Annotated in this window: 20 protein-coding genes; 13 read left to right on the forward strand and 7 right to left on the reverse strand. The window is 67.3% G+C overall.

Going from position 1 to position 19,618, the window contains the following annotated elements; all coding sequences use genetic code 11:
- Positions 1 to 67: 67 nt before the first annotated feature.
- The 5 genes from BKE09_RS08245 (at position 68) to BKE09_RS08265 (ending at position 6,082) form a co-directional block, all read left to right on the forward strand.
- On the forward strand, positions 68 to 1,546 hold the full coding sequence (locus BKE09_RS08245; RefSeq protein ID WP_075675413.1) for a leucyl aminopeptidase: 1,479 nt from the start codon (positions 68 to 70) through the stop codon (positions 1,544 to 1,546).
- A gap of 82 nt (positions 1,547 to 1,628) precedes the next feature.
- Positions 1,629 to 2,054, forward strand: a complete 426-nt coding sequence (locus BKE09_RS08250; RefSeq protein ID WP_005415211.1) for a DNA polymerase III subunit chi — start codon at positions 1,629 to 1,631, stop codon at positions 2,052 to 2,054.
- 19 nt (positions 2,055 to 2,073) lie between these two features.
- Positions 2,074 to 2,265, forward strand: a complete 192-nt coding sequence (locus tag BKE09_RS08255) for a YqaE/Pmp3 family membrane protein (RefSeq protein WP_014035920.1) — start codon at positions 2,074 to 2,076, stop codon at positions 2,263 to 2,265.
- Between the two features lie 33 nt (positions 2,266 to 2,298).
- Positions 2,299 to 5,127 carry a valine--tRNA ligase gene (locus BKE09_RS08260; RefSeq protein ID WP_075675414.1) on the forward strand — a complete coding sequence of 943 codons (2,829 nt, stop codon included), beginning with the start codon at positions 2,299 to 2,301 and terminating at the stop codon, positions 5,125 to 5,127.
- A 133-nt stretch (positions 5,128 to 5,260) separates the two neighbouring features.
- Positions 5,261 to 6,082 carry an EamA family transporter gene (locus BKE09_RS08265; protein ID WP_075675415.1) on the forward strand — a complete coding sequence of 274 codons (822 nt, stop codon included), beginning with the start codon at positions 5,261 to 5,263 and terminating at the stop codon, positions 6,080 to 6,082.
- A 104-nt stretch (positions 6,083 to 6,186) separates the two neighbouring features.
- Here the strand turns inward: BKE09_RS08265 and rimI are convergent, their stop codons facing one another.
- Genes rimI through pssA form a run of 3 tightly spaced genes read right to left on the reverse strand, consistent with a single transcriptional unit; the run spans position 6,187 to position 7,957 of the window.
- Positions 6,187 to 6,684, reverse strand: coding sequence for a ribosomal protein S18-alanine N-acetyltransferase (rimI, locus tag BKE09_RS08270; protein ID WP_075675416.1), 498 nt, complete (start codon positions 6,682 to 6,684; stop codon positions 6,187 to 6,189).
- The gene (locus BKE09_RS08275; protein ID WP_075675417.1) at positions 6,681 to 7,184 is read right to left on the reverse strand and encodes a hypothetical protein; all 504 of its coding nucleotides are present in this window, start codon (positions 7,182 to 7,184) and stop codon (positions 6,681 to 6,683) included. Before BKE09_RS08275 ends, rimI begins: the two co-directional genes overlap by 4 nt.
- The gene (gene pssA / locus BKE09_RS08280) at positions 7,181 to 7,957 is read right to left on the reverse strand and encodes a CDP-diacylglycerol--serine O-phosphatidyltransferase (RefSeq protein ID WP_005415206.1); all 777 of its coding nucleotides are present in this window, start codon (positions 7,955 to 7,957) and stop codon (positions 7,181 to 7,183) included. Before pssA ends, BKE09_RS08275 begins: the two co-directional genes overlap by 4 nt.
- Positions 7,958 to 8,037: 80 nt before the next feature.
- Between pssA and BKE09_RS08285 the strand changes: the two genes are divergently transcribed.
- From BKE09_RS08285 to BKE09_RS08295, 3 genes are all read left to right on the forward strand, one after another.
- Complete coding sequence (locus tag BKE09_RS08285; RefSeq protein WP_075676642.1) at positions 8,038 to 8,415, forward strand: DUF4124 domain-containing protein; 378 nt, start codon at positions 8,038 to 8,040, stop codon at positions 8,413 to 8,415.
- Between the two features lie 666 nt (positions 8,416 to 9,081).
- The gene (locus tag BKE09_RS08290; protein WP_075675418.1) at positions 9,082 to 10,785 is read left to right on the forward strand and encodes a proline--tRNA ligase; all 1,704 of its coding nucleotides are present in this window, start codon (positions 9,082 to 9,084) and stop codon (positions 10,783 to 10,785) included.
- A 221-nt stretch (positions 10,786 to 11,006) separates the two neighbouring features.
- On the forward strand, positions 11,007 to 11,390 hold the full coding sequence (locus tag BKE09_RS08295; RefSeq protein WP_005415203.1) for an H-NS histone family protein: 384 nt from the start codon (positions 11,007 to 11,009) through the stop codon (positions 11,388 to 11,390).
- A 116-nt stretch (positions 11,391 to 11,506) separates the two neighbouring features.
- Here BKE09_RS08295 and BKE09_RS08300 read toward each other — a convergent pair whose 3' ends face one another.
- Positions 11,507 to 12,766 (reverse strand): threonine/serine exporter family protein, encoded by a 1,260-nt coding sequence (locus BKE09_RS08300; RefSeq protein ID WP_014035912.1) that lies wholly within the window; start codon positions 12,764 to 12,766, stop codon positions 11,507 to 11,509.
- 92 nt (positions 12,767 to 12,858) lie between these two features.
- Here BKE09_RS08300 and BKE09_RS08305 point away from each other — a divergent pair, with 92 nt between their 5' ends.
- The 5 genes from BKE09_RS08305 to BKE09_RS08325 all read left to right on the forward strand — a co-directional run bounded on the left by BKE09_RS08305 (position 12,859) and on the right by BKE09_RS08325 (position 17,484).
- Entirely contained in the window at positions 12,859 to 13,980 is a 1,122-nt protein-coding gene (locus BKE09_RS08305) for an ABC transporter permease (RefSeq protein WP_075675419.1), read from the forward strand.
- Position 13,981: 1 nt separating this feature from the next.
- A complete protein-coding gene (locus BKE09_RS08310) occupies positions 13,982 to 14,809 on the forward strand; it encodes an ABC transporter ATP-binding protein (protein ID WP_075675420.1) in 828 nt (275 codons plus the stop codon).
- A 3-nt stretch (positions 14,810 to 14,812) separates the two neighbouring features.
- Positions 14,813 to 15,739 (forward strand): MlaD family protein, encoded by a 927-nt coding sequence (locus BKE09_RS08315; RefSeq protein WP_014035909.1) that lies wholly within the window; start codon positions 14,813 to 14,815, stop codon positions 15,737 to 15,739.
- Positions 15,736 to 16,377 (forward strand): ABC-type transport auxiliary lipoprotein family protein, encoded by a 642-nt coding sequence (locus BKE09_RS08320; protein ID WP_075675421.1) that lies wholly within the window; start codon positions 15,736 to 15,738, stop codon positions 16,375 to 16,377. The genes BKE09_RS08315 and BKE09_RS08320 overlap by 4 nt, the downstream gene beginning before the upstream one ends.
- A gap of 144 nt (positions 16,378 to 16,521) precedes the next feature.
- Positions 16,522 to 17,484 (forward strand): glycosyltransferase, encoded by a 963-nt coding sequence (locus BKE09_RS08325; protein ID WP_075675422.1) that lies wholly within the window; start codon positions 16,522 to 16,524, stop codon positions 17,482 to 17,484.
- A gap of 18 nt (positions 17,485 to 17,502) precedes the next feature.
- On the opposite strand, the gene BKE09_RS08330 is transcribed toward BKE09_RS08325, so the two are convergent.
- The 3 genes from BKE09_RS08330 to BKE09_RS08340 are packed head-to-tail and all read right to left on the reverse strand — an operon-like array spanning position 17,503 to position 19,504.
- The gene (locus BKE09_RS08330; protein WP_075675423.1) at positions 17,503 to 18,084 is read right to left on the reverse strand and encodes an alpha-ketoglutarate-dependent dioxygenase AlkB; all 582 of its coding nucleotides are present in this window, start codon (positions 18,082 to 18,084) and stop codon (positions 17,503 to 17,505) included.
- Positions 18,085 to 18,138: 54 nt separating this feature from the next.
- A complete protein-coding gene (locus BKE09_RS08335) occupies positions 18,139 to 18,771 on the reverse strand; it encodes a CoA transferase subunit B (RefSeq protein ID WP_075675424.1) in 633 nt (210 codons plus the stop codon).
- A gap of 1 nt (position 18,772) precedes the next feature.
- Complete coding sequence (locus BKE09_RS08340; RefSeq protein WP_075675425.1) at positions 18,773 to 19,504, reverse strand: CoA transferase subunit A; 732 nt, start codon at positions 19,502 to 19,504, stop codon at positions 18,773 to 18,775.
- Between the last annotated feature and the right edge of the window lie 114 nt (positions 19,505 to 19,618).

A 19,618-nucleotide genomic window follows, 5' to 3' on the forward strand; every position in this document is an offset into this window, starting at 1 on the left:
CCGCCCAGTCTACTGTCTGGGCGTAAACGGCCTGCGATTGTACGGACTCGCCAATGGAATCTGCTCAATGGCCCTCGAATTCACCCTGAACCACGTTGCTCCGGCCGCCGCCACCGTTGATTGCCTGGTGGTCGGCGCGTATGCCGACCATACCCTGACCCCGGCCGCGCAGGCCCTGGACGCCGCCAGTGGTGGCCGCCTGGCCGCCCTGGCCCAGCGCGGCGACCTGTCCGGCAAGACCGGCGCCACCACCCTGCTGCACGACCTGCCGGGCGTGACCGCCCCGCGCGTGCTGGTGGTCGGCCTCGGCGAAGCTGCCCGCTTCGGCGTGCCGCAGTACCTGAAGGCCGTCGGCGACGCCGTGCGCGCGCTGAAGGCCGGTGCCACCCGCAGCGCGCTGTTCACCCTGTCCGAAGTGGCCATCAAGGACCGCGACGCGGCCTGGGCGATCCGCCAGGCGGTGATCGCCGCCGATCACGCTGCCTACCGCTACACCGCCACCCTGGGCAAGAAGAAGGCCGACGATGCCGGCCTGGCCCAGCTGGCCGTTGCCGGTGACGACGCCCAGGCGCTGGCCCAGGGCCAGGCCATCGCCGCCGGTGTCGAGTTCGCCCGCGAACTGGGCAACCTGCCGCCGAACTACTGCACCCCGGCCCATCTGGCCGAGGTCGGCGTGAAGTTCGCCGGCGAGCACGATGGTGCCGAAGCCGAGATCCTCGACGAGCACCAGATGGAAGCGCTGGGCATGGGCTCGCTGCTGGCCGTGGCCCGCGGTTCGGCCAACCGCCCGCGCCTGGTCGTGCTGAAGTGGAACAATGGCGGCGACGCCAAGCCGTATGTGCTGGTCGGCAAGGGCATCACCTTCGATACCGGTGGCGTCAACCTGAAGACCCAGGGCGGCATCGAGGAGATGAAGTACGACATGTGCGGTGGCGCCAACGTCATCGGCACCTTCGTCGCCGCGGTCACGGCCAAGCTGCCGCTGAACCTGGTGGTGGTGGTGCCGGCGGTGGAGAACGCCATCGACGGCAACGCCTACCGTCCGTCCGACGTGATCACCTCGATGTCGGGCAAGACCATCGAAGTCGGCAACACCGACGCCGAAGGCCGCCTGATCCTGTGCGACGCGCTGACCTACGCGCAGCGCTTCGAGCCGGCCGCGCTGGTCGACGTCGCCACCCTGACCGGTGCCTGCATGGTCGCCCTCGGCCACCAGACCGCCGGCCTGATGAGCAAGCACGACGACCTGGCCAACGAGCTGCTGGCCGCCGGCGAACACGTGTTCGACCGCGCCTGGCGCCTGCCGCTGTGGGACGAATACCAGCCGATGCTGGATTCGACCTTCGCCGACGTCTACAACATCGGCGGCCGCTGGGCCGGCGCGATCACCGCCGGCTGCTTCCTGTCGCGCTTCGCCGAAGGCCAGCGCTGGGCCCACCTGGACATTGCCGGCGTCGCCAGCGATGAAGGCAAGCGTGGCATGGCCACTGGCCGTCCGGTCGGCCTGCTGAGCCAGTGGCTGCTGGACCAGGTCGCCCGCGCCTGATGCCGTACCCGACCCTGGCCGGCCTCTGCCGGCCAGGGCCTCGCCCGGCACTGCCGGGCCCCTGCCTGACCCGGACCCTGCCATGCCCCGCGCCGACTTCTACCTGATCGCCAAGCCCCGCTTCCTGACCGAGCCGTTGCGCCTGGTCTGCGAACTGGCGCGCAAGGCCAACGACGCCGGGCTGTTCACCCTGGTGCTGGCCCGTGACCAGGCCCAGGCCGAGGAACTGGACGAGCTGCTGTGGGCGTTCGACAACGATGCCTACATCCCGCACCAGATCGCCGGGGAAGACATGGACGAGGAAGAGGCCCTGGTGCTGATCGCCGTGCCCGGCACCGAGGCACCGGCGCGTCCGCTGGTGATCAACCTGCGTGACGAGCCCTGGCTGGGCCAGTGCGAGCGCGTGCTGGAAGTGGTTCCAGCCGATCCGGAAGCACGCGAACCGCTGCGCGAGCGCTGGCGCCAGTACAAGGCCGCCGGGTACGACCTGAACAAGCACGACATGTAAGCCCAGCGAGGACCCCTTGATGCGCCTGCTGATCGCCCTGATCCTTCCCTGGCTGTCCTTCTTCACCATCGGCCGACCGCTGGCCGGCATCGTCTGCCTGATCCTGCAGATCACCCTGATCGGCTGGCTGCCCGCCGCCATCTGGGCCGCCTACGCGGTCAGCCAGTACCACACCGACCAGAAGATCCGGCGCGCCCTCGGGTCGCGCTGATCTCCCTTCCGCCTTGATTACCGGTTCCCCCGCATGACCCAACTCGCCTCCAGCTACGACCCGAAGTCCTTCGAGACCGACCTCTACGAGGCCTGGGAGAAGGCCGGCCACTTCAAGCCGTCCGGCACGGGCGAGCCGTACACCATCCTGCTGCCGCCGCCGAACGTGACCGGCACCCTGCACATGGGCCACGCCTTCCAGCAGACCCTGATGGACGCGCTGGTGCGCTACCACCGCATGCGCGGCTACGACACGCTGTGGCAGGTCGGTACCGACCATGCCGGCATCGCCACCGAAATGGTGGTCAGCCGCAACCTGGCGCTGGAAGGCAAGGGCGAGACCCGCGATTCGCTGGGCCGCGAAGGCTTCATCGGCAAGGTCTGGGAGTGGAAACAGCAGTCCGGTGACACCATCGAACGCCAGATGCGCCGCCTCGGCACCTCCGCCGACTGGTCGCGCAGCACTTTCACCATGGATCCGCAGCCGTCGGCGGCGGTCAACGAAGCCTTCGTGCGCTGGTACGAGCAGGGCCTGATCTACCGCGGCCAGCGCCTGGTCAACTGGGACCCGGTCCTGAAGACCGCGATCTCGGACCTGGAAGTGGAGAGCGCCGAGGAAGACGGCTTCCTGTGGTCGATCGCCTACACGCTGGATGAGGGCCTGAGCTACGAGCACGTCGAGCGCGATGCCGACGGCGTGGAAACCCTGCGCGAAACCCGCGACTACCTGGTCGTTGCCACCACCCGCCCGGAAACCCTGCTGGGCGATACCGCGGTGATGGTGCACCCGGAAGACGCACGTTATGCGCACCTGATCGGCAAGAGCGTGGTGCTGCCGCTGACCGGCCGCCGCGTGCCGGTGATCGCCGATGACTACGTGGACCGTGCGTTCGGCACCGGCGTGGTCAAGGTCACCCCGGCGCATGATTTCAACGACTACGAAGTCGGCGTGCGCCACAGCCTGCCGATGATCAACCTGTTCACCCCGGTGGCGGCGCTGAATGAAAACGCGCCGGAACGCTTCCAGGGCCTGGACCGCTATGCCGCGCGCAAGGCCGTGCTGGCCGAGCTGGAAGACCTGGGCATCCTGGTCGAGACCAAGGCGCACAAGCTGCAGGTGCCGCGCGGCGACCGTACCGGCCAGGTGATCGAGCCGTACCTGACCGACCAGTGGTTCGTGAAAATGGACGACCTGGCCAAGCGTGGCCTGGAACTGGTCGAGGACGGAAGCATTTCCTTCGTGCCGCCGAACTGGATCAACACCTACCGCCACTGGATGAACAACATCCAGGACTGGTGCATCAGCCGCCAGCTGTGGTGGGGCCATCGCATTCCGGCATGGTTCGATGCCGCCACCGGCAGCTGCTACGTCGGTCGCAGCGAAGAGGAAGTGCGGGCAAAGAACAACCTGGGCAGCGACGTGGTGCTGAACCAGGAAAGCGACGTGCTGGAGACCTGGTTCTCCTCGCAGCTGTGGCCGTTCTCCACCCTGGGCTGGCCGAACGAGCAGGCCATGGCCGAGCGCGGCTTCGACCGTTACCTGCCGTCGTCGGTGCTGATCACCGGCTTCGACATCATCTTCTTCTGGGTGGCGCGCATGATCATGGCCACCGACAACCTGGTCGGGAAGATCCCGTTCAAGGACGTCTACTTCACCGGCCTGATCCGCGACGGCCAGGGCCAGAAGATGTCCAAGAGCAAGGGCAACGTGCTCGACCCGCTGGACATCATCGACGGCATCACCATCGACGACCTGGTCGCCAAGCGCACCGGCGGCCTGATGCAGCCGAAGATGGTGGAGAAGATCGAGAAGGCCACCCGCAGGGAATTCCCGGACGGCATTGCCGCCCACGGTGCCGATGCGCTGCGCTTCACCATCGCCGCGCTGGCGACCCACGGCCGCGACATCAAGTTCGACATGAACCGCGCCGAGGGCTACAAGAACTTCTGCAACAAGCTGTGGAACGCCAGCCGCTTCGCCCTGATGAACACCGAGGGTGCTGCGTTCACCGGCGTGCCGACCCCGCGCACCGATGCCGAACGCTGGATCCTCGCGCGCCTGGCCGCGGTGTCCACCGAGGCGCAGGGCCACTACGCCAACTACCGCTTCGACCTGCTGGCGCAGTGCCTGTACGAGTTCGCCTGGAACGAGTTCTGCGACTGGTTCCTGGAGCTGAGCAAGCCGGCACTGAACGGTGCCGACGCCGCCGACGCCGAAAGCACCCGCCACACCCTGCTGTACGTGCTGGAAGCGCTGCTGCGCCTGCTGCACCCGCTCACCCCGTTCATCACCGAACAGCTGTGGCAGCAGCTGGCCCCGCGCCTGGGCCTGGCCGAAACCACGCTGTCGCTGCGCCCGTACCCGACCGCCGCCGAGTTCGAAGGCGATTTCGCCCAGGCCGAGGCCGACGTGGAATGGCTGAAGGCGGTGATCAGTGCGGTGCGTCGCGTGCGCAGCGAACTGAACGTCGCCCCGTCCAAGCAGGTGCCGCTGCGCCTGCAGGCCGGGCTGGAGCAGGACCGCGTGCGCATCGGACGCTTCAGCGCCTCGCTGTCGTTCCTGCTGAAGCTGGACAGCATCCAGTGGCTGGCCGAGGGCGAAAGCGCACCGCCGGCGGCCGCCGCGATCGTGGGCGAGCTGAAGCTGCTGGTGCCGCTGGAAGGCCTGGTCGATCTCGATGCCGAGCGCGCGCGCCTGGACAAGGAGATCAAGCGCGTGGAAGGCGAGCAGGAAAAGAGCGAAGCCAAGCTGGCCAAGTTCACCGACAAGGTGCCACCGGCGGTGGTCGAGCAGGAGCGCGTGCGCCTGGTCGACTGGAACACGCAGCTGGCCGGCCTGCGCGAGCAGCGCGCGAAGCTGTAACGCCGCGCTCGGGTGTGTGCCAACCAAGGTTGGCACCTACCGCGCCGGGAGAGGTTGGCACCCACCGAAGCGGAATCGGAAACGCCGGGCGATGCCCGGCGTTTCCATTTGCCCCGCATGGCATCATCGACGGATGCCGCTTTCCATCTTCCTGCTTGTTCTCGCTGCCGCGGCGCTGCATGCCAGCTGGAATGCGATCGTCAAGCGCGGGCCGGACAAGTTCCTCGGCACCGTACTGGTGACCGGCAGTGCCGCGCTTCTGTCGGCCGCTGCCCTGCCTTTCCTGCCCTTCCCGGCCGCGCACAGCTGGCCCTGGCTGGGCGCATCGGTGCTGTTGCAGGTGACCTATTACGGGCTGGTCGCACGCTGTTACCAGCAGGTCGACATGAGCCTGGCCTACCCGCTGATGCGTGGCAGCGCGCCGATCCTGGTCGCGCTGGCGGGCACCCTGCTCGGTGAGCCATTGCCCGCCGCAGCGTGGCTGGGCGTGGTGCTGGTGAGCACCGGCATCCTGTGCATGGCACTGGGGGCGCGCGGCGGCCAGCTGCGCCTGCCGCTGCTGACCGCGGCGATGATCGCCACCTACACCCTGGTCGATGCACAGGGCGCGCGGCAGTCAGGCAGCGCGCTCAGCTACACGCTGTGGCTGTTCCTGCTGTCGGGCATTCCGCTGCCGCTGTGGGCGTTGTACACGCGCGGCGGCGCGGTGCTGGACTATGCGCGGCAGCATTGGCCACTGGGCCTGGCCGGTGGCGTCGGCACCACGGCCTCCTATGCGATGGCGCTGTGGGCCATGACCCAGGCGCCGGTGGCGATGGTCTCGGCGCTGCGCGAATCCTCGATCCTGTTCGCGCTGCTGATCTCGGTGTTCCTGCTGCGCGAACGCATACCGCGCGCGCGCTGGCTGGCAGCCTGGCTCATCGTGGGCGGCGTGCTTGCCCTGCGGATGGCGTGAGGAAAGCGTGCCAACCAAGGTTGGCACCTACCGCGGCAGGCGATGTGTCGATCACAGCGGAGACCCGTCGGTAGTGCCGGCCGCTGGCCGGCAACCAGTCTGCGTTACAGCGGCGGCATTGCCTGCAGGTCGCCGTCGACCAGTTCGATCGCCATCACCACCGCATCCTCGCGGCCCTGTGCCGCCGGGTAGTAGCGCGGGCGGCGGCCGATCTCGTTGAATCCTTCGCTGTGGTACAGCGCCAGCGCCGGCGCGTTGGACGGACGCACTTCCAGGAATACGCGCTGTGCGCCGCGGTCGGCGGCCAGCTGCACCAGCGCGCGCAGCAGCTGGCGACCCAGCCCGCGCGACTGTGCCAGCGGATCGATGCAGATGTTCAGCACGTGCGCTTCATCGGCGGCGATGCTGAGCACGCCATAGCCGATCAGCAGGCCATCGCGCTCCATCGCCAGGCCGGGATAGCCGGCGCGCAGGCAGTCGATGAAGATGCCGCGGGTCCAGGGGAAAGGGTAGCCCCGCAGTTCGATCGCCATCACCGCATTGAGGTCGCTCTCGCGCAGCGCGCGCAGGCTGACCGGGCCGGGACGGGCGACCGCACTCATGGCGTGCCTCGCTTGCGCAGGGCACGCAGCTGCGGCCACAGCGCACGCTTGGCGGCCGGGTCGTGGCGCAGCTGCTCCAGCGGCCAGCTGTCCATCAACCGCTGCGTAGCCGGGTCATTCGGGTTGCAGCCGGACGCACGCAGCAGCGCGATCTGCAGGCGATCCGGCAGGCGGACCACCGGCTGGCGTGCGTTGCCGCTGGGCATCGGGCGCTCAGCCGCCGGCACGGTGTCCGGGGCGCTGACCGGCGTTTCGCGGCGCGGCGGTGCCGGGCGTTCCTGGCGGGCTGCGGGCGCCGGCCCGGCATGCTGTTCGCGCGACGGCACGGCGGCACGCACCGCTTCCGGCGCGGCGACGCTGGCCTCGGCTTCGGCCACGCTCAACTGCAGCGCGGCATCCAGCTCGGCAGCCAGCTGGCCGTCGTGATAGACGGTGTAGCCCATGGCCTGCAGCCAGGCCTGCTGGGCCGGTGACCACAGCACGGGCAGGTCCTCGCTCACGCGGCCTCGGGCTTCTTGCGCAGGCGCTGCACGGCCCACATCACCGGGCCGGACAAGGCGTACAGGATGCCGACTGCGAACAGCACGCGCGGCAGGTCGATGACCGCAATGGCGATGGCCACCGGCACCAGTGCCAGCACCAGGAACGGCACGCGGTCCGAACGGGTGCCCTTGGCAGCGCCGCCCTTGAAGCTCCAGAAGCGGATGCGGCTGACCATCAGCAGCGCAGCGATGATCGTAACCGCCAGCGCCACGTAGCGCAGCTGGTTGCCGTCCCAGCCCAGGTTGCCATCAGCGAACGCCCAGACGAAGGACATCATCAGGCCCGCTGCGGCCGGGCTGGCCAGGCCGACGAACCAGCGCTTGTCGACCACTGCCACCTGGGTATTGAAGCGGGCCAGGCGCAGTGCCGCGCAGGCCGCATACAGGAAGGCCACGGCCCAGCCGACGCGGCCGAGCAGCGGATCGTCGAACTTCAGCCACGACAGCGACCAGTGGTACATCACCAGCGCCGGGGCCATGCCGAAGCTGACCAGGTCGGCCAGCGAGTCGTACTGCACGCCGAATTCACTGCTGGTGCCGGTCAGGCGCGCCACGCGCCCGTCCAGGCCATCCATCACCGCCGCCACGAACACGGCGATGCTGGCGTTGACGAAATCCCCGTTGGCCGCGGCGATGATCGCGTAGAAGCCGGCGAACAGGCCGGCGGTGGTGAACAGGTTGGGCAGCAGGTAAATCGTGCGCGAGCGCGGCGGCGGTGTGATCGGGTCCATGGAATCCAGTTTAATCGACTTGCCAGTGCTCGGCGCCAATGCTGCAATCGGCGTTCTACGCCCATTCCGTGGAGTTTGCCATGCGTGCCCTGTCCTGCCTTGGATGCCTGCTGCTGTTGGCCAGTGCCAACGCCGTGGCCGGTCCCGTCTACAAATGGAAGGACGCCCAGGGCGTGACCCAATACTCGGAGACCCCACCGGCGGGCAAGAAGTACGAGACCCGCGAGCAGGCCCGCACCCCGCAGGCCGCGGCCAGCACCGAGATCCCGGCCGCGCCGGTCCCCGAGCAGTGCAGCACGGCCCGGGCCAACCTGGCCCTGCTGGACGGTGGCGGCCAGGTGATGCAGGACACCGATGGCGATGGCAAGCCCGATACCCCGTTGACCCCGGAGCAGCACACCGCGCAGAAGGGATTGGCGGAGGCGGCCATCAAGGCTTACTGCCCACCGGCGGGTTAAGGGCTCGGCAGGGCTGCGCCCTGCACCTGCAGAAGCTGCAAGCAACGGCAATGGCAACGTCAAAAGCGGCTCTGGTTTCCTGCTGGTTTGGCGGGGCGGTGTGGGCTGGCAGGACACGCCGTGAACCCCGCTCCGCGGTCCGGCCCAGCCGCTGGCGGCTGTGCGTTTGGGCGCTTGCGAAGCAGTGCTTCGCAAGCAAAGCGCCCTCACCCATGGGGGCTCGATGGCGCCATCCATGGCGCCAACGGTCCTGCCACCCCACACCGCCCCGCCCCTGACAGACCACTAGTGACGGTCAGTAGATCCACGCCATGCGTGGATGAAATCTGTCAGATCTCGAATTGAATCCGGGGTCAGATCCGTTTTCCTCCGGAAAACGGATCTGACCCCCACCGGCATGTCCAACAGATCGCGGGGTCTGTCAAAGGCGGGGTGGGTCCGGTTGCGGGGGCGTGAGCCGCATGGATGCGGCGACCGAGCCTACATGGACGTATTCACGGCGCCCCCGCAACCGGACCCACCCCGCCATCTCCCAGGAAACCCGTTCTTGCTGTTGCCGTTGCAGCTGACGTTGCTTGAGGCGGGTGCAGGGCGCAGCCCTGCCGATACCCCTCCCCCCGGCCGGGCTGGCAGAATAGAGGTCTCTGCCGTTATCCGAAGCCGACGATGCGCCTCTCCCAGTTCCACCTGCACACCACCAAGGAAACCCCCAGCGACGCCGAGCTGACGAGCCATCGGCTGATGCTGCGCGCGGGCATGATCCGCAAGCTGGCATCGGGCCTGTACACCTGGTCGCCGCTGGGCCTGCGCGTGCTGCGCAAGGTCGAACGCATCGTGCGCGAGGAAATGGACCGGGCCGGTGCCGTGGAATTCCAGATCCCGACCATCCAGCCGAAGGAACTGTGGGAGCAGACCGGCCGCTGGCAGAAATTCGGCCCGCAGCTGCTGAAGATCAAGGATCGCAAGGACCAGGTGTTCTGCTACAGCCCGACCGCCGAAGAAGCCGCCTGCGACTTCGCGCGCAGCGAGCTGTCCAGCTACAAGCAGCTGCCGGTGAACTTCTACCAGGTGCAGACCAAGTTCCGCGACGAGATCCGCCCGCGCTTCGGCGTGATGCGTTCGCGCGAGTTCCTGATGAAGGACGCCTATTCGTTCCACCTGCACGATGAGTGCCTGGTGCGCGAATACGAGAACATGAAGTCGGCCTACAGCCGCATCTTCACCCGCCTCGGCCTGGATTTCCGCATGGTGCAGGCGGATTCCGGTGCGATCGGCGGCGATGCGTCGCAGGAATTCCACGTCATCGCCGATTCCGGCGAGGACGCGCTGGTGTTCTCCACCGGCTCGGACTACGCAGCCAACATGGAAGCGGCGATCGCTGCCGATCCGGCACCGCGTGCGGCCGCCACCGAAGCAATGCGCAAGGTGGATACCCCCACCCAGAAGACCTGCGAGGACGTCGCGGCCCTGCTCGGCATCGACCTGCAGCGCACGGTGAAGTCGGTGGCGCTGATCGCCGGCGAAGGCAAGGCACAGCAGTTCGTGCTGGCGCTGGTGCGTGGCGACCACGAGGTCAACGAGATCAAGCTGGCCAAGGTCGCCGGCCTGGACGAGCAGCGCTTCGCCAGCGAGGCAGAAATCGCCGAGCACCTGGGCAGCGTGCCGGGCTTCCTCGGCCCGGTCGCCCCGGCCAAGGCCATCCGCGTGGTGGCCGATCGCGAAGTAGCGGCGATGGCCGACTTCGTCGTCGGCGCCAACGAAGCCGGTTTCCACCTGGCCGGCGTCAACTGGGGCCGCGACCTGCCGGAACCGGAAGTGGCCGACATCCGCAACGTGCGTGCCGGCGACCGTGCCGTGGACGGCGGTGAACTGAAGATCGCCCGTGGCATCGAAGTCGGCCACGTGTTCCAGCTCGGCCGCAAGTACGCCGAAGCGCTGGATGCCACCGTGCTGGACGAGAACGGCAAGGCGGCGGTGATGGCGATGGGCTGCTACGGCATCGGTATCTCGCGCGTGGTGGCTGCCGCGATCGAACAGAACCATGACGATGCCGGCATCATCTGGCCGGACGCGATGGCGCCGTGGCAGGTGGTGGTGTGCGTGATCAACCCGAAGGGCGATGCCGCCGTGGCCGACGCCGCTGCCAACCTGCTGCAGGAGCTGCGCGACGCGGGCCTGGACGCTGCACTCGACGACCGCGGCCTGCGCCCGGGCGCGATGTTCGCCGACATGGAACTGATCGGCATTCCGCACCGCGTGGTGGTCAGCGAACGCGGCCTGGCCGCCGGCACCTACGAGTACCGCTCGCGCCGCGCCAGCGACGCGGAGAGCCTGGACAAGGCGACCCTGCTGCAGCGACTGCAGGGCTGACGTGGAAAGACCGGGGCCTGCCCCGGTCTTTTTTTGCCTGCGCCAGCGCGGGCCGATATTGCAGCGGACATAATCCGGTCAAAATCACCGCGACAGCGTCGGCATGCCGCCACGGCATGTCCTGCCTGCATTTGTGCTTGGATTAATTCATCTCTATTCTGTCCGCCGACGCCATGGACTGGCTTGTCCCGTCCACTTATTAGTTTCCGGAGTAACCGTAAATGAGCATTGACCTGACCGGCCTGTCGGCGCGCGAGCTGGGCGCCCTGATCCGCACCGCGAAGAAGCAGCAGACCATCGTCGCCAAGCGCCGGCCGATCACCAAGGTTCGCGCCCAGCTGACCAAGCTGGCCAAGACCGAGGGTTACACCATCGAGGAACTGTTCGGCGACGCCCCGGCCCCGCGCGCGCGCAAGGTGGCCAAGGTCGCCAAGGCACCGTCGAAGACCGCTGGCCGCAAGCTGGGCAAGGTTGCCCCGAAGTACCGCAACCCGGCCAACCCCAAGGAAACCTGGACCGGCCGTGGCAAGCAGCCGCGCTGGATGGCTGAACTGACCGCCAAGGGCAACAAGAAGCCGGAAGATTTCCTGATCAAGAAGGCCTGAGGCCGGATCGGGATGCACTGAAAAACGCCGGCGAAAGCCGGCGTTTTTTCATTCCCCGGAAAGGAAAGGTGTGTGGACCAACGGTCCACACCCACAGGAAGCAGCCCAGAGGGCGATTACAGGGTTTTGCGGGCCGGCATCAGCAGGTTGCCGAACAGCAGGCCCGCCACCAGCGCCATCACCACGTTCAGTACGGTGAGGAACACGCTCTGGCCGGCGCCCACGTCCTGCTGCTGGACCAGGGTCAGCACGCCGCGCAGGCTGGTACTGCCGGGCACCATCATGATGATGCCCGGGAGGCGGATGATCGCGCCCGGACGCCCGACCAGGCGACCGAACAGGTTGCCGCCGGCGGTCAGCAGCATCGCCGACAGGAAGATGCCGGCCGGCGCGCCCCAGGCGTGGCCGCCGAACTTGGAGATCGCATAACCGGCCACCGAGGCGGCGATCACCCACGGGTAATCGCGGCGATTGGCCTTGAACAGCATCGCGAAGGCGAACGCCGCGGTCAGCAGCGAGCCCCACTCCACCCATGGCCCCTGCGGCCGCGTGGCGCGGATCACCGGATCCAGCCCGAGCACGTCGGCCAGGGTCACCGCGATCATCGCGCCGACGCTGAGCTTCATGATGGTGGTCAGCGCGCCGGCAAAGCGCGCGGTGCCCGACACCCAGTGCTGGCTGGCCAGCTCATTGACCGCATTGGTCAGCGACATGCCGGGCAGCAGCACCACCAGCGAGGCGATGATCACCGTGTTGAGGTTGAGCGCGCCAATGAAGGACGCCACCAGGGTGGCGACCATGCCGGCCAGCAGCGCCGCCAGCGCCTCGGCCGCTTCGCGGGTGGCCGGGCGACGATCGGTGACCATGCCGAGCAGGCCGATCATCAGGCCGATGACACCGGCCGTGGCAATGTCCAGCCACGGCAGCTTCCACATCCCGGCCACGCCGGCCGCGCCGAGGCTGAACGACAGGATGGTGCGCAGCTTGCCGCGCCGGCCCGGATCCTTGTCCAGCTGGCGCAGTGCAGTGTGGCCCTGGGCGATGCTCATCCGCCCGTTGGACACTTCTTCGGCGATATGGTCGGCGACGCTGAGCTTGTGCAGGTCGTTCTCACCGGGCGCCAGGCGGATCACGCGGGTGATGTCGCTGGAGCCGATCGCCTGCGCCGGATCGCTGAAGCTGAGGATGATTCCGGTGGGATTCGACCACGGTTCACAATCCAGATCGAGCTGGCGGGCCAGTGCCACCACCGCCGTTTCCAGGCGCTGGGCCGTGGTGCCATAGCTGTGCAGGCGTCCGGCGATCTCGGAAACAAAGGCCACGCGCTGTGCGTAGGTGGCCTGGGGCGTGGGGATCGTGTGAGCGTCTGCGGACATGCGCCGTAGTATTACCTACGCTGGGCCCCACCGGAGAAATTCATCCGAGTTCGACGCGAAGCCCGATACAGAACGGTTATGCTGCGATCCGAATGGCCCAAGTGACCCCGAACCACGCCCCCCAGCTCGAACAGGATGCCCACGACCCGGGCCTGATCCGCCTGTCCGGCACCTGGACCTTGAAGACCGCGCTGGCCGCGGCCGAGGTCCTGCACGGCGTTCCCGACAAACTGACCGGCATCGATGCCACCGGCATCGAACAGCTGGATTCGGCCGGCGTGCTGCAGGTGCTGCGCGTGGCCCATCGTGCCGATCTGCACGAAGACGCACTGCAGTTCCGCGCGGACCACCAGGCGCTGGTGTGCACCATCGAGGAAGTGGCCGACGACCGGCCCAAGCCCAAGCGCGATTTCGGCGTGCTGGCCGCGCTGGAACGACTGGGCGTCAGCGTCCACACCACCGGCCACAACATCAAGGCGCTGTGCAGCTTCCTCGGCGAGAACCTGGTCAAGGCGGCCCGGCTGGTCAAGGAACCCCGCCGCTTCCGGCTGACCGCCACCGTGCACCAGATGGAGCAGGTCGGGCTGGACGCGGTACCGCTGGTGGCGCTGCTGTCCTACCTGGTCGGCGCGGTGATCGCGTTCCTCGGCTCGACCATCCTGCGCGACTTCGGCGCCGAGATCTACGTGGTCGAGCTGGTCAACATCGCCTTCCTGCGCGAGTTCGCGGTACTGCTGACCGCGATCGTGCTGGCCGGCCGCACCGCCAGTGCGTTCACCGCGCAGATCGGTGCGATGAAGGCCCGCGAGGAAATCGACGCGATGCGCACCCTGGGCCTGGACCCGGTCGACCTGCTGGTGCTGCCACGCCTGCTGGCATTGCTGGTCACCCTGCCCCTGCTGACCTTCATCGCGATGGTCGCCGGCCTGGCCGGCGGCATCACCGTCGGCGCGTTCGACCTCGACATCCCGCCACAGATGTACATCGCGCGCATGCACGAGACGATGGAAGTGCGGCACATGCTGGTCGGCCTGTCGAAGGCACCCGTGTTCGCGCTGGTGATCGGCCTGATCGGCTGCCTGGAAGGACTGAAGGTCGAAGGCACAGCGCAGTCGGTCGGCGAGCGCACCACCTCCAGCGTAGTGCAGACGATCTCGCTGGTGATCATCATCGACGCCTTCGCGGCGTTGTGGTTCATGCACATGGACTGGTGACATGAGCACATCCGCCCTCCCCGAACCCATCGACATGCGCGACGACCAGGGCCACGAACTGGCCATCCGCGTGCGTGGACTGGTCAACCGCTTCGGCAGCCAGACCGTGCACGAAGACCTGGACCTGGACGTGCGCCGCGGCGAAATCCTGGGCGTGGTCGGCGGCTCCGGTACCGGCAAATCGGTGCTGATGCGCTCGATCCTCGGCCTGCGCGTGCCCGATGCCGGGCAGATCGAAGTACTCGGCCGCGACGCGCGTGCCGACGATGCCGAGAGCCGCCTGCACATCGAGCGCAACACCGGCGTGTTGTTCCAGGACGGCGCCTTGTTCTCCTCGCTGACCGTGGGTGAGAACGTGCAGGTGCCGCTGAAGGAACACCATCGCGAACTGCCCGAACGCTGGCACTACGAACTGGCACTGCTGAAAGTGAAACTGGCCGGCCTGCCCGCCGACGCGATCAACAAGCTGCCCTCGCAGCTATCAGGCGGCATGCGCAAGCGCGCCGGCCTGGCCCGGGCACTGGCGCTGGATCCGCCGCTGCTGTTCCTGGACGAACCCACCGCCGGGCTCGACCCGATCGGCGCGGCAGCGTTCGACCGCCTGATCAAGACCCTGCAGGAAGCGCTGGGGCTGACCGTGTTCCTGATTACCCACGACCTGGACACGCTGTACGCGATCTGCGACCGGGTAGCGGTGATCGCCGACCGCAAGGTGGTGGCCAACGCCCCCTTGCCTGACATCGAGAAACTGGATCATCCGTGGATCCAGGAATACTTCCACGGACCGCGCGCGCGCGCCGCGCGTGGCGAACAGATCGAGAGTGCCTGAGCCATGGAAACCAAAGCCAACTACGTGCTGATCGGCGCGTTCACCCTGATCACCGGCCTGGCCCTGCTGGCCTTCGGTCTGTGGGCCGCCAAGTACTCCTCCGACCGCACGTGGCAGGAGTACCGCGTGGTGTTCCGCGAAGCGGTGACCGGCCTGTCGGTGGGCAGCCCGGTGCAGTACAACGGCATCGCGGTCGGTTCGATCACCGAACTGAACCTGGTGCCGGACGACCCGCGCCAGGTGGTCGCGCGCATCCGCCTGAACTCCAACACCCCGGTCAAGACCGATACCCGCGCCAAGCTGGCGATCACCAGCCTGACCGGCCCGTCGATCATCCAGCTCAGCGGCGGCACGCCGCAGTCGCCGGCGCTGACCACGGTCAACAAGGATCCGGCACCGATCATCCCGACCACGCCCTCGGCGCTGCAGAACATCACCGACGTCGCCAACCGCATCGTCGAGCGCATGGACCAGATCCTCAGCGACCGTAACGTGGCCTCGATCAACGCGACACTGGCCAATCTGGAAACGATCAGCGGTGGCCTGGCCGATCGTGACCAGGGCACGCAGGCGCTGCTGCTCAGCGCACGCGATGCCGCCCGCAGCCTGGACACCACGCTGAAGACCACCAACGGCACCATCGAGCGCCTGGACAAGAATCTGGTGCAGCAGCTGCCGGGCATCATCGACAAGCTCGACGGCACCCTGGCCAAACTCGATTCGGCCGCCGGCAACGCCGATTCGATCCTTGGCGAGAACCGCGCCGCGATCAACAGCTTCGCCAACGATGGCCTCGGCCAGCTGGGCCCGACGCTGACCGAGCTGCGCGGCCTGATCCGCGACCTGCGCCGGGTCAGCGACCGCCTCGAGAACAACCCCGCGCGCTACCTGCTGGGCCGCGACGCACCGAAGGAGTTCGAACCCAAATGAGCCCGACCACCCTTCCGCGCCTGCTGCTGGCCGCTTCGATGGTCCCCCTGCTGGGCGGCTGCTCCATCCTCGGCAGCAGCGAAAAAACCGCGGTAACGCTGTACTCGCCGTCCGTGCAGGTCAAGGCGGACCCGGCGTGGCCGCAGGCCAGCTGGCAGCTGGTACTGGCCAAGCCCAGCGCCGCGCGCATGGTCGACAGCCCGCGCATCAATGTACGGCCGACACCGTCGCAGCTTGAGATCTACAAGGGTGCCAGCTGGGCGCAGCCGGCCACCGACATGATCGAGGACACCCTGCTGCGTGGCTTCGAGGATTCCGGCCGCATCCGCGGCGTGGCCCGCAGCACCGCCGGCATCCGCGCCGACTACAAGCTGTCCACCGACGTGCGCCGCTTCGAATCGGATTACCAGGGCCAGGCCACGCCGACGGTGGTGATCGAGGTCAATGCCAAGCTGATCCACGTGGCCGACCAGCGCGTGGTGGCTGACCGCACCTTCCGCCAGGCACAGCCGGTCGGCAGCACCGACGTACCGGCGGTGACCGCCGCGTTCGAGCGTGGCCTGCAGCAGCTGGCACAGGACATGGTGGGCTGGACGCTGCAGAGCGGGCAGGCTGACCAGCCGACCGTTGCACGCTGATCGCGCCGAAGCCGGGGCCCTTCCCAGCGGGAAAGGGATCCACTCCCCGAGCCCATGCGAGGTCCTTGTGGCGCCGTGCCAAGTCTGGCGGGGCGCCAGCGGGTGCATGCGATAATCACAATCCACGGCCCCTTCCCATCGCTGATGCCCGCATCCGTTTCCATCGCCGTCTGCACGTATAACGGCGAGCGCTTCCTGCAGGAGCAGCTCGACAGCCTGCTGGCACAGACGCGCCGCCCCAACCAGATCGTGATCCGCGACGATCTCTCGTCCGACGGCACGCTAGCGCTGTTGCAGGCCTTCGTACCACGTGCCGAAGCCGCGGGCATCGCAGTGGACCTGCAGGTGAACCCACAGAACGTCGGCTATCGACGGAACTTCGATGGCGCGTTGCGCGCCTGCACCGGCGAGATCATCTTCCTGTGCGACCAGGATGATGTTTGGCATGCCAACAAACTCGCGCGGTTCTGCGCAGAGTTCGATGCTCGCCCAAGGCTGCTGGCTCTGAACTGCGACGCCCAGTTGATCGATGAGGCAGGCGAATCACTTTCGAAAAAGCTGTTTGCTGCATTGCGCCACAGGAAAGCAGAGCGTTCGAGAATGCGCGCGGGCGACGGCTTCCGCGTGACGCTCAAGCTCAAGATGATGACGGGAGCCACGATGGCATTGCGCCGTGAGGTTCTTGCCGATGCGCTTCCGCTGCCAGATTCGGAATGGGTACACGACGCTTGGATTGCCGCCTGGGCGGCCGCGCGCGGAGATATCGATAGCCTGGCCGATACGCTGATCAGCTATCGGCTGCACAGCGGAAATCAACTGGGTTTAGGCGGAAACGATCCAATTCCTCGCCCCGTGCGGCGTCGACTTCAACTGGACTCCGAACAGGCACAGTGTGTGCAGTTTCTAGCGCGCGGACGCGAACGAGGCCTACCGGCATCACTGCTGGCCTGGGTGGAGCGCAAGCAGCGCCATCTCGCTGTGCGCGCACGCTTGCCAGCACCGCGCCTGCGACGCGTTCCTGCAGTTCTGAGGGAGCTGCTCGTCGGCAACTATGCTCACTTCGGGCGCGGCCTGCTGTCGGCCGGCATCGATCTGCTTCGCAGCTGAGCTCTGATTGCACCTAATTCATCCGGGATGAATCCAGCGGAAAGTCAGATTGATGCGTTCGCCCACCGGCCGGTGGGTCTTGGGCAGCGCATGCTGGTAATGGCTCTGGGTCCCCCCGCCCATCACCAGCAGATCGCCATGCCCCAGCAGAACCTCGGCCTTGCGCGCGTGATCGTCGCGGCGACGCAGCAGGAAGCGGCGTTCGGCACCCACACTCAATGAAGCAATCAACGGCGCCGGCCCCAGTTCGGGTTCACTGTCCCGATGCCAGCCCATGCCATCCTCGCCATCGCGATAGCGGTTGAGCAGCACGCTGTTGAACCGCGCCCGACAGAATGCCTCCAAGCAGTCACGCAGGCGGAGCAGCGCCGGATGCCATGGGGCAGGGACGAAATCAGTACCGGAATACCGGTAGCGCGCATCAGCATCGCCCATCCAGCAGCTCAACCGTGGCGAATCCACTTGCCGCCCAAAGATGCGGATGCGGTGCACCTCCCACGGCACCACCGCACGCAGATCGCGCTGCAGCGCGTCGGCCGCAGCGTGCTCTAACCAGCGTCGGTGCCAATGCACGGTGGCGTCGTTCAGATGCAGGTCCATGTTCGTCCGTTGCTCGTACGGCACCGGTCCTCGCGACAGGTGCCGTGCAAGGTTTCAGCCGCGCTGGAACGCGACGCCGGTCTTTTCCTTCAGATCTTCATCGCTGACACCCGGCGCAGCTTCCACCAGCAGCAGGCCGTTGTCAGTCACGTCGAACACAGCCAGGTCGGTAATGATGCGGTCGACCACGCCCACGCCAGTCAACGGCAGCGTACATTCGGCGAGGATCTTGTGCTCGCCACTCTTCGCGGTGTGCTCCATCAGCACCACCACACGCTGCACGCCGGCCACCAGGTCCATAGCGCCGCCCATGCCCTTGACCATCTTGCCGGGCACCATCCAGTTGGCCAGGTCGCCCTTGTCGGTCACCTGCATGGCACCGAGGATGGCCAGGTTGACGTGGCCACCGCGGATCATTGCGAAACTGTCGTGGCTGCCGAAGTAGCTGGCACCGGCACGTGCGGTGACGGTCTGCTTGCCGGCATTGATCAGGTCGGCGTCAACTTCAGCGTCGGTCGGGAACGGGCCGATGCCGAGCAGGCCATTCTCCGACTGCAGCCATACGTCCACGCCTTCGGGAATGTGGTTGGCCACCAGCGTCGGCAGGCCGATGCCCAGGTTCACGTAGGCGCCATCGGTCAGCTCCTGGGCGGCGCGGGCCGCCATCTCGTCACGGGTCCACGCCATGTCAGTTGCCCTCCGCGCGGATGGTGCGCTGTTCGATTCGCTTCTCAGGATGCGCGTTGTGCACGATGCGGTGCACGTAGATGCCCGGCAGGTGCACCTGGTCCGGGTCGATGGCACCGACCGGCACCACCTCTTCCACTTCCACGATGCAGACCTTGCCGGCCATCGCGCAGGCCGGGTTGAAGTTGCGCGCGGTCTTGCGGAACACCAGATTGCCAGCCTCGTCGGCCTTCCAGGCTTTTACCAGCGCCACGTCGGCGCGCAGCGCGGTCTCCATCACGTAGTGCTTTCCGTTGAACTCGCGGGTTTCCTTGCCCTCGGCCACCACCGTGCCGTAGCCGGTGGCGGTGAAGAACGCCGGAATACCCGCGCCACCGGCACGCAGGCGCTCGGCCAGGGTGCCCTGCGGGTTGAACTCCAGTTCCAGCTCACCGGCCAGGAACTGCCGTTCGAATTCCTTGTTCTCGCCCACGTAGGACGAAATCATCTTCTTGATCTGCCGCGTTTCCAGCAGCTGGCCCAGGCCGAAGCCATCGACGCCGGCATTGTTCGAGATCACGGTCAGGCCCTTGGCGCCGCTGTCGCGCAGCGCAGCGATCAGCGCCTCGGGAATGCCGCACAGGCCAAAGCCGCCCACGGCCAGGGTCTGGCCATCGGCGACCACCCCCTGCAGGGCCTCCGCCGCACTGGCGAAGCGCTTGCCGCGCTTTCCACCGGAAGTCGATTGCTGCATTGCTGTAGTACCCTGCGAATGGATAAGCGCATTCTAGCCGCAGCCCTGCATCCGACGGGTTTGCGGCGCAGCAAACCGCGCGGACGCAGCGGCCCGGGGCCGGGATGCCGCTTT

It is taken from the genome of Stenotrophomonas sp. TD3 (assembly GCF_001939825.1).
Lineage (GTDB): Bacteria > Pseudomonadota > Gammaproteobacteria > Xanthomonadales > Xanthomonadaceae > Stenotrophomonas.

Excerpts from the sequence above, each read along its gene's own strand:
- BKE09_RS08245 (WP_075675413.1), top strand. The coding sequence starts at position 68 with ATGGCCCTCGAATTCACCCTGAACCACGTTGCTCCGGCCGCCGCCACC.
- BKE09_RS08250 (WP_005415211.1), top strand. The coding sequence starts at position 1,629 with ATGCCCCGCGCCGACTTCTACCTGATCGCCAAGCCCCGCTTCCTGACC.
- BKE09_RS08255 (WP_014035920.1), top strand. The coding sequence starts at position 2,074 with ATGCGCCTGCTGATCGCCCTGATCCTTCCCTGGCTGTCCTTCTTCACC.
- BKE09_RS08260 (WP_075675414.1), top strand. The coding sequence starts at position 2,299 with ATGACCCAACTCGCCTCCAGCTACGACCCGAAGTCCTTCGAGACCGAC.
- BKE09_RS08265 (WP_075675415.1), top strand. The coding sequence starts at position 5,261 with ATGCCGCTTTCCATCTTCCTGCTTGTTCTCGCTGCCGCGGCGCTGCAT.
- rimI (WP_075675416.1), bottom strand. The coding sequence starts at position 6,684 with ATGAGTGCGGTCGCCCGTCCCGGCCCGGTCAGCCTGCGCGCGCTGCGC.
- pssA (WP_005415206.1), bottom strand. The coding sequence starts at position 7,957 with ATGGACCCGATCACACCGCCGCCGCGCTCGCGCACGATTTACCTGCTG.
- BKE09_RS08285 (WP_075676642.1), top strand. The coding sequence starts at position 8,038 with ATGCGTGCCCTGTCCTGCCTTGGATGCCTGCTGCTGTTGGCCAGTGCC.
- BKE09_RS08290 (WP_075675418.1), top strand. The coding sequence starts at position 9,082 with ATGCGCCTCTCCCAGTTCCACCTGCACACCACCAAGGAAACCCCCAGC.
- BKE09_RS08295 (WP_005415203.1), top strand. The coding sequence starts at position 11,007 with ATGAGCATTGACCTGACCGGCCTGTCGGCGCGCGAGCTGGGCGCCCTG.
- BKE09_RS08300 (WP_014035912.1), bottom strand. The coding sequence starts at position 12,766 with ATGTCCGCAGACGCTCACACGATCCCCACGCCCCAGGCCACCTACGCA.
- BKE09_RS08305 (WP_075675419.1), top strand. The coding sequence starts at position 12,859 with ATGGCCCAAGTGACCCCGAACCACGCCCCCCAGCTCGAACAGGATGCC.
- BKE09_RS08310 (WP_075675420.1), top strand. The coding sequence starts at position 13,982 with ATGAGCACATCCGCCCTCCCCGAACCCATCGACATGCGCGACGACCAG.
- BKE09_RS08315 (WP_014035909.1), top strand. The coding sequence starts at position 14,813 with ATGGAAACCAAAGCCAACTACGTGCTGATCGGCGCGTTCACCCTGATC.
- BKE09_RS08320 (WP_075675421.1), top strand. The coding sequence starts at position 15,736 with ATGAGCCCGACCACCCTTCCGCGCCTGCTGCTGGCCGCTTCGATGGTC.
- BKE09_RS08325 (WP_075675422.1), top strand. The coding sequence starts at position 16,522 with ATGCCCGCATCCGTTTCCATCGCCGTCTGCACGTATAACGGCGAGCGC.
- BKE09_RS08330 (WP_075675423.1), bottom strand. The coding sequence starts at position 18,084 with ATGGACCTGCATCTGAACGACGCCACCGTGCATTGGCACCGACGCTGG.
- BKE09_RS08335 (WP_075675424.1), bottom strand. The coding sequence starts at position 18,771 with ATGGCGTGGACCCGTGACGAGATGGCGGCCCGCGCCGCCCAGGAGCTG.
- BKE09_RS08340 (WP_075675425.1), bottom strand. The coding sequence starts at position 19,504 with ATGCAGCAATCGACTTCCGGTGGAAAGCGCGGCAAGCGCTTCGCCAGT.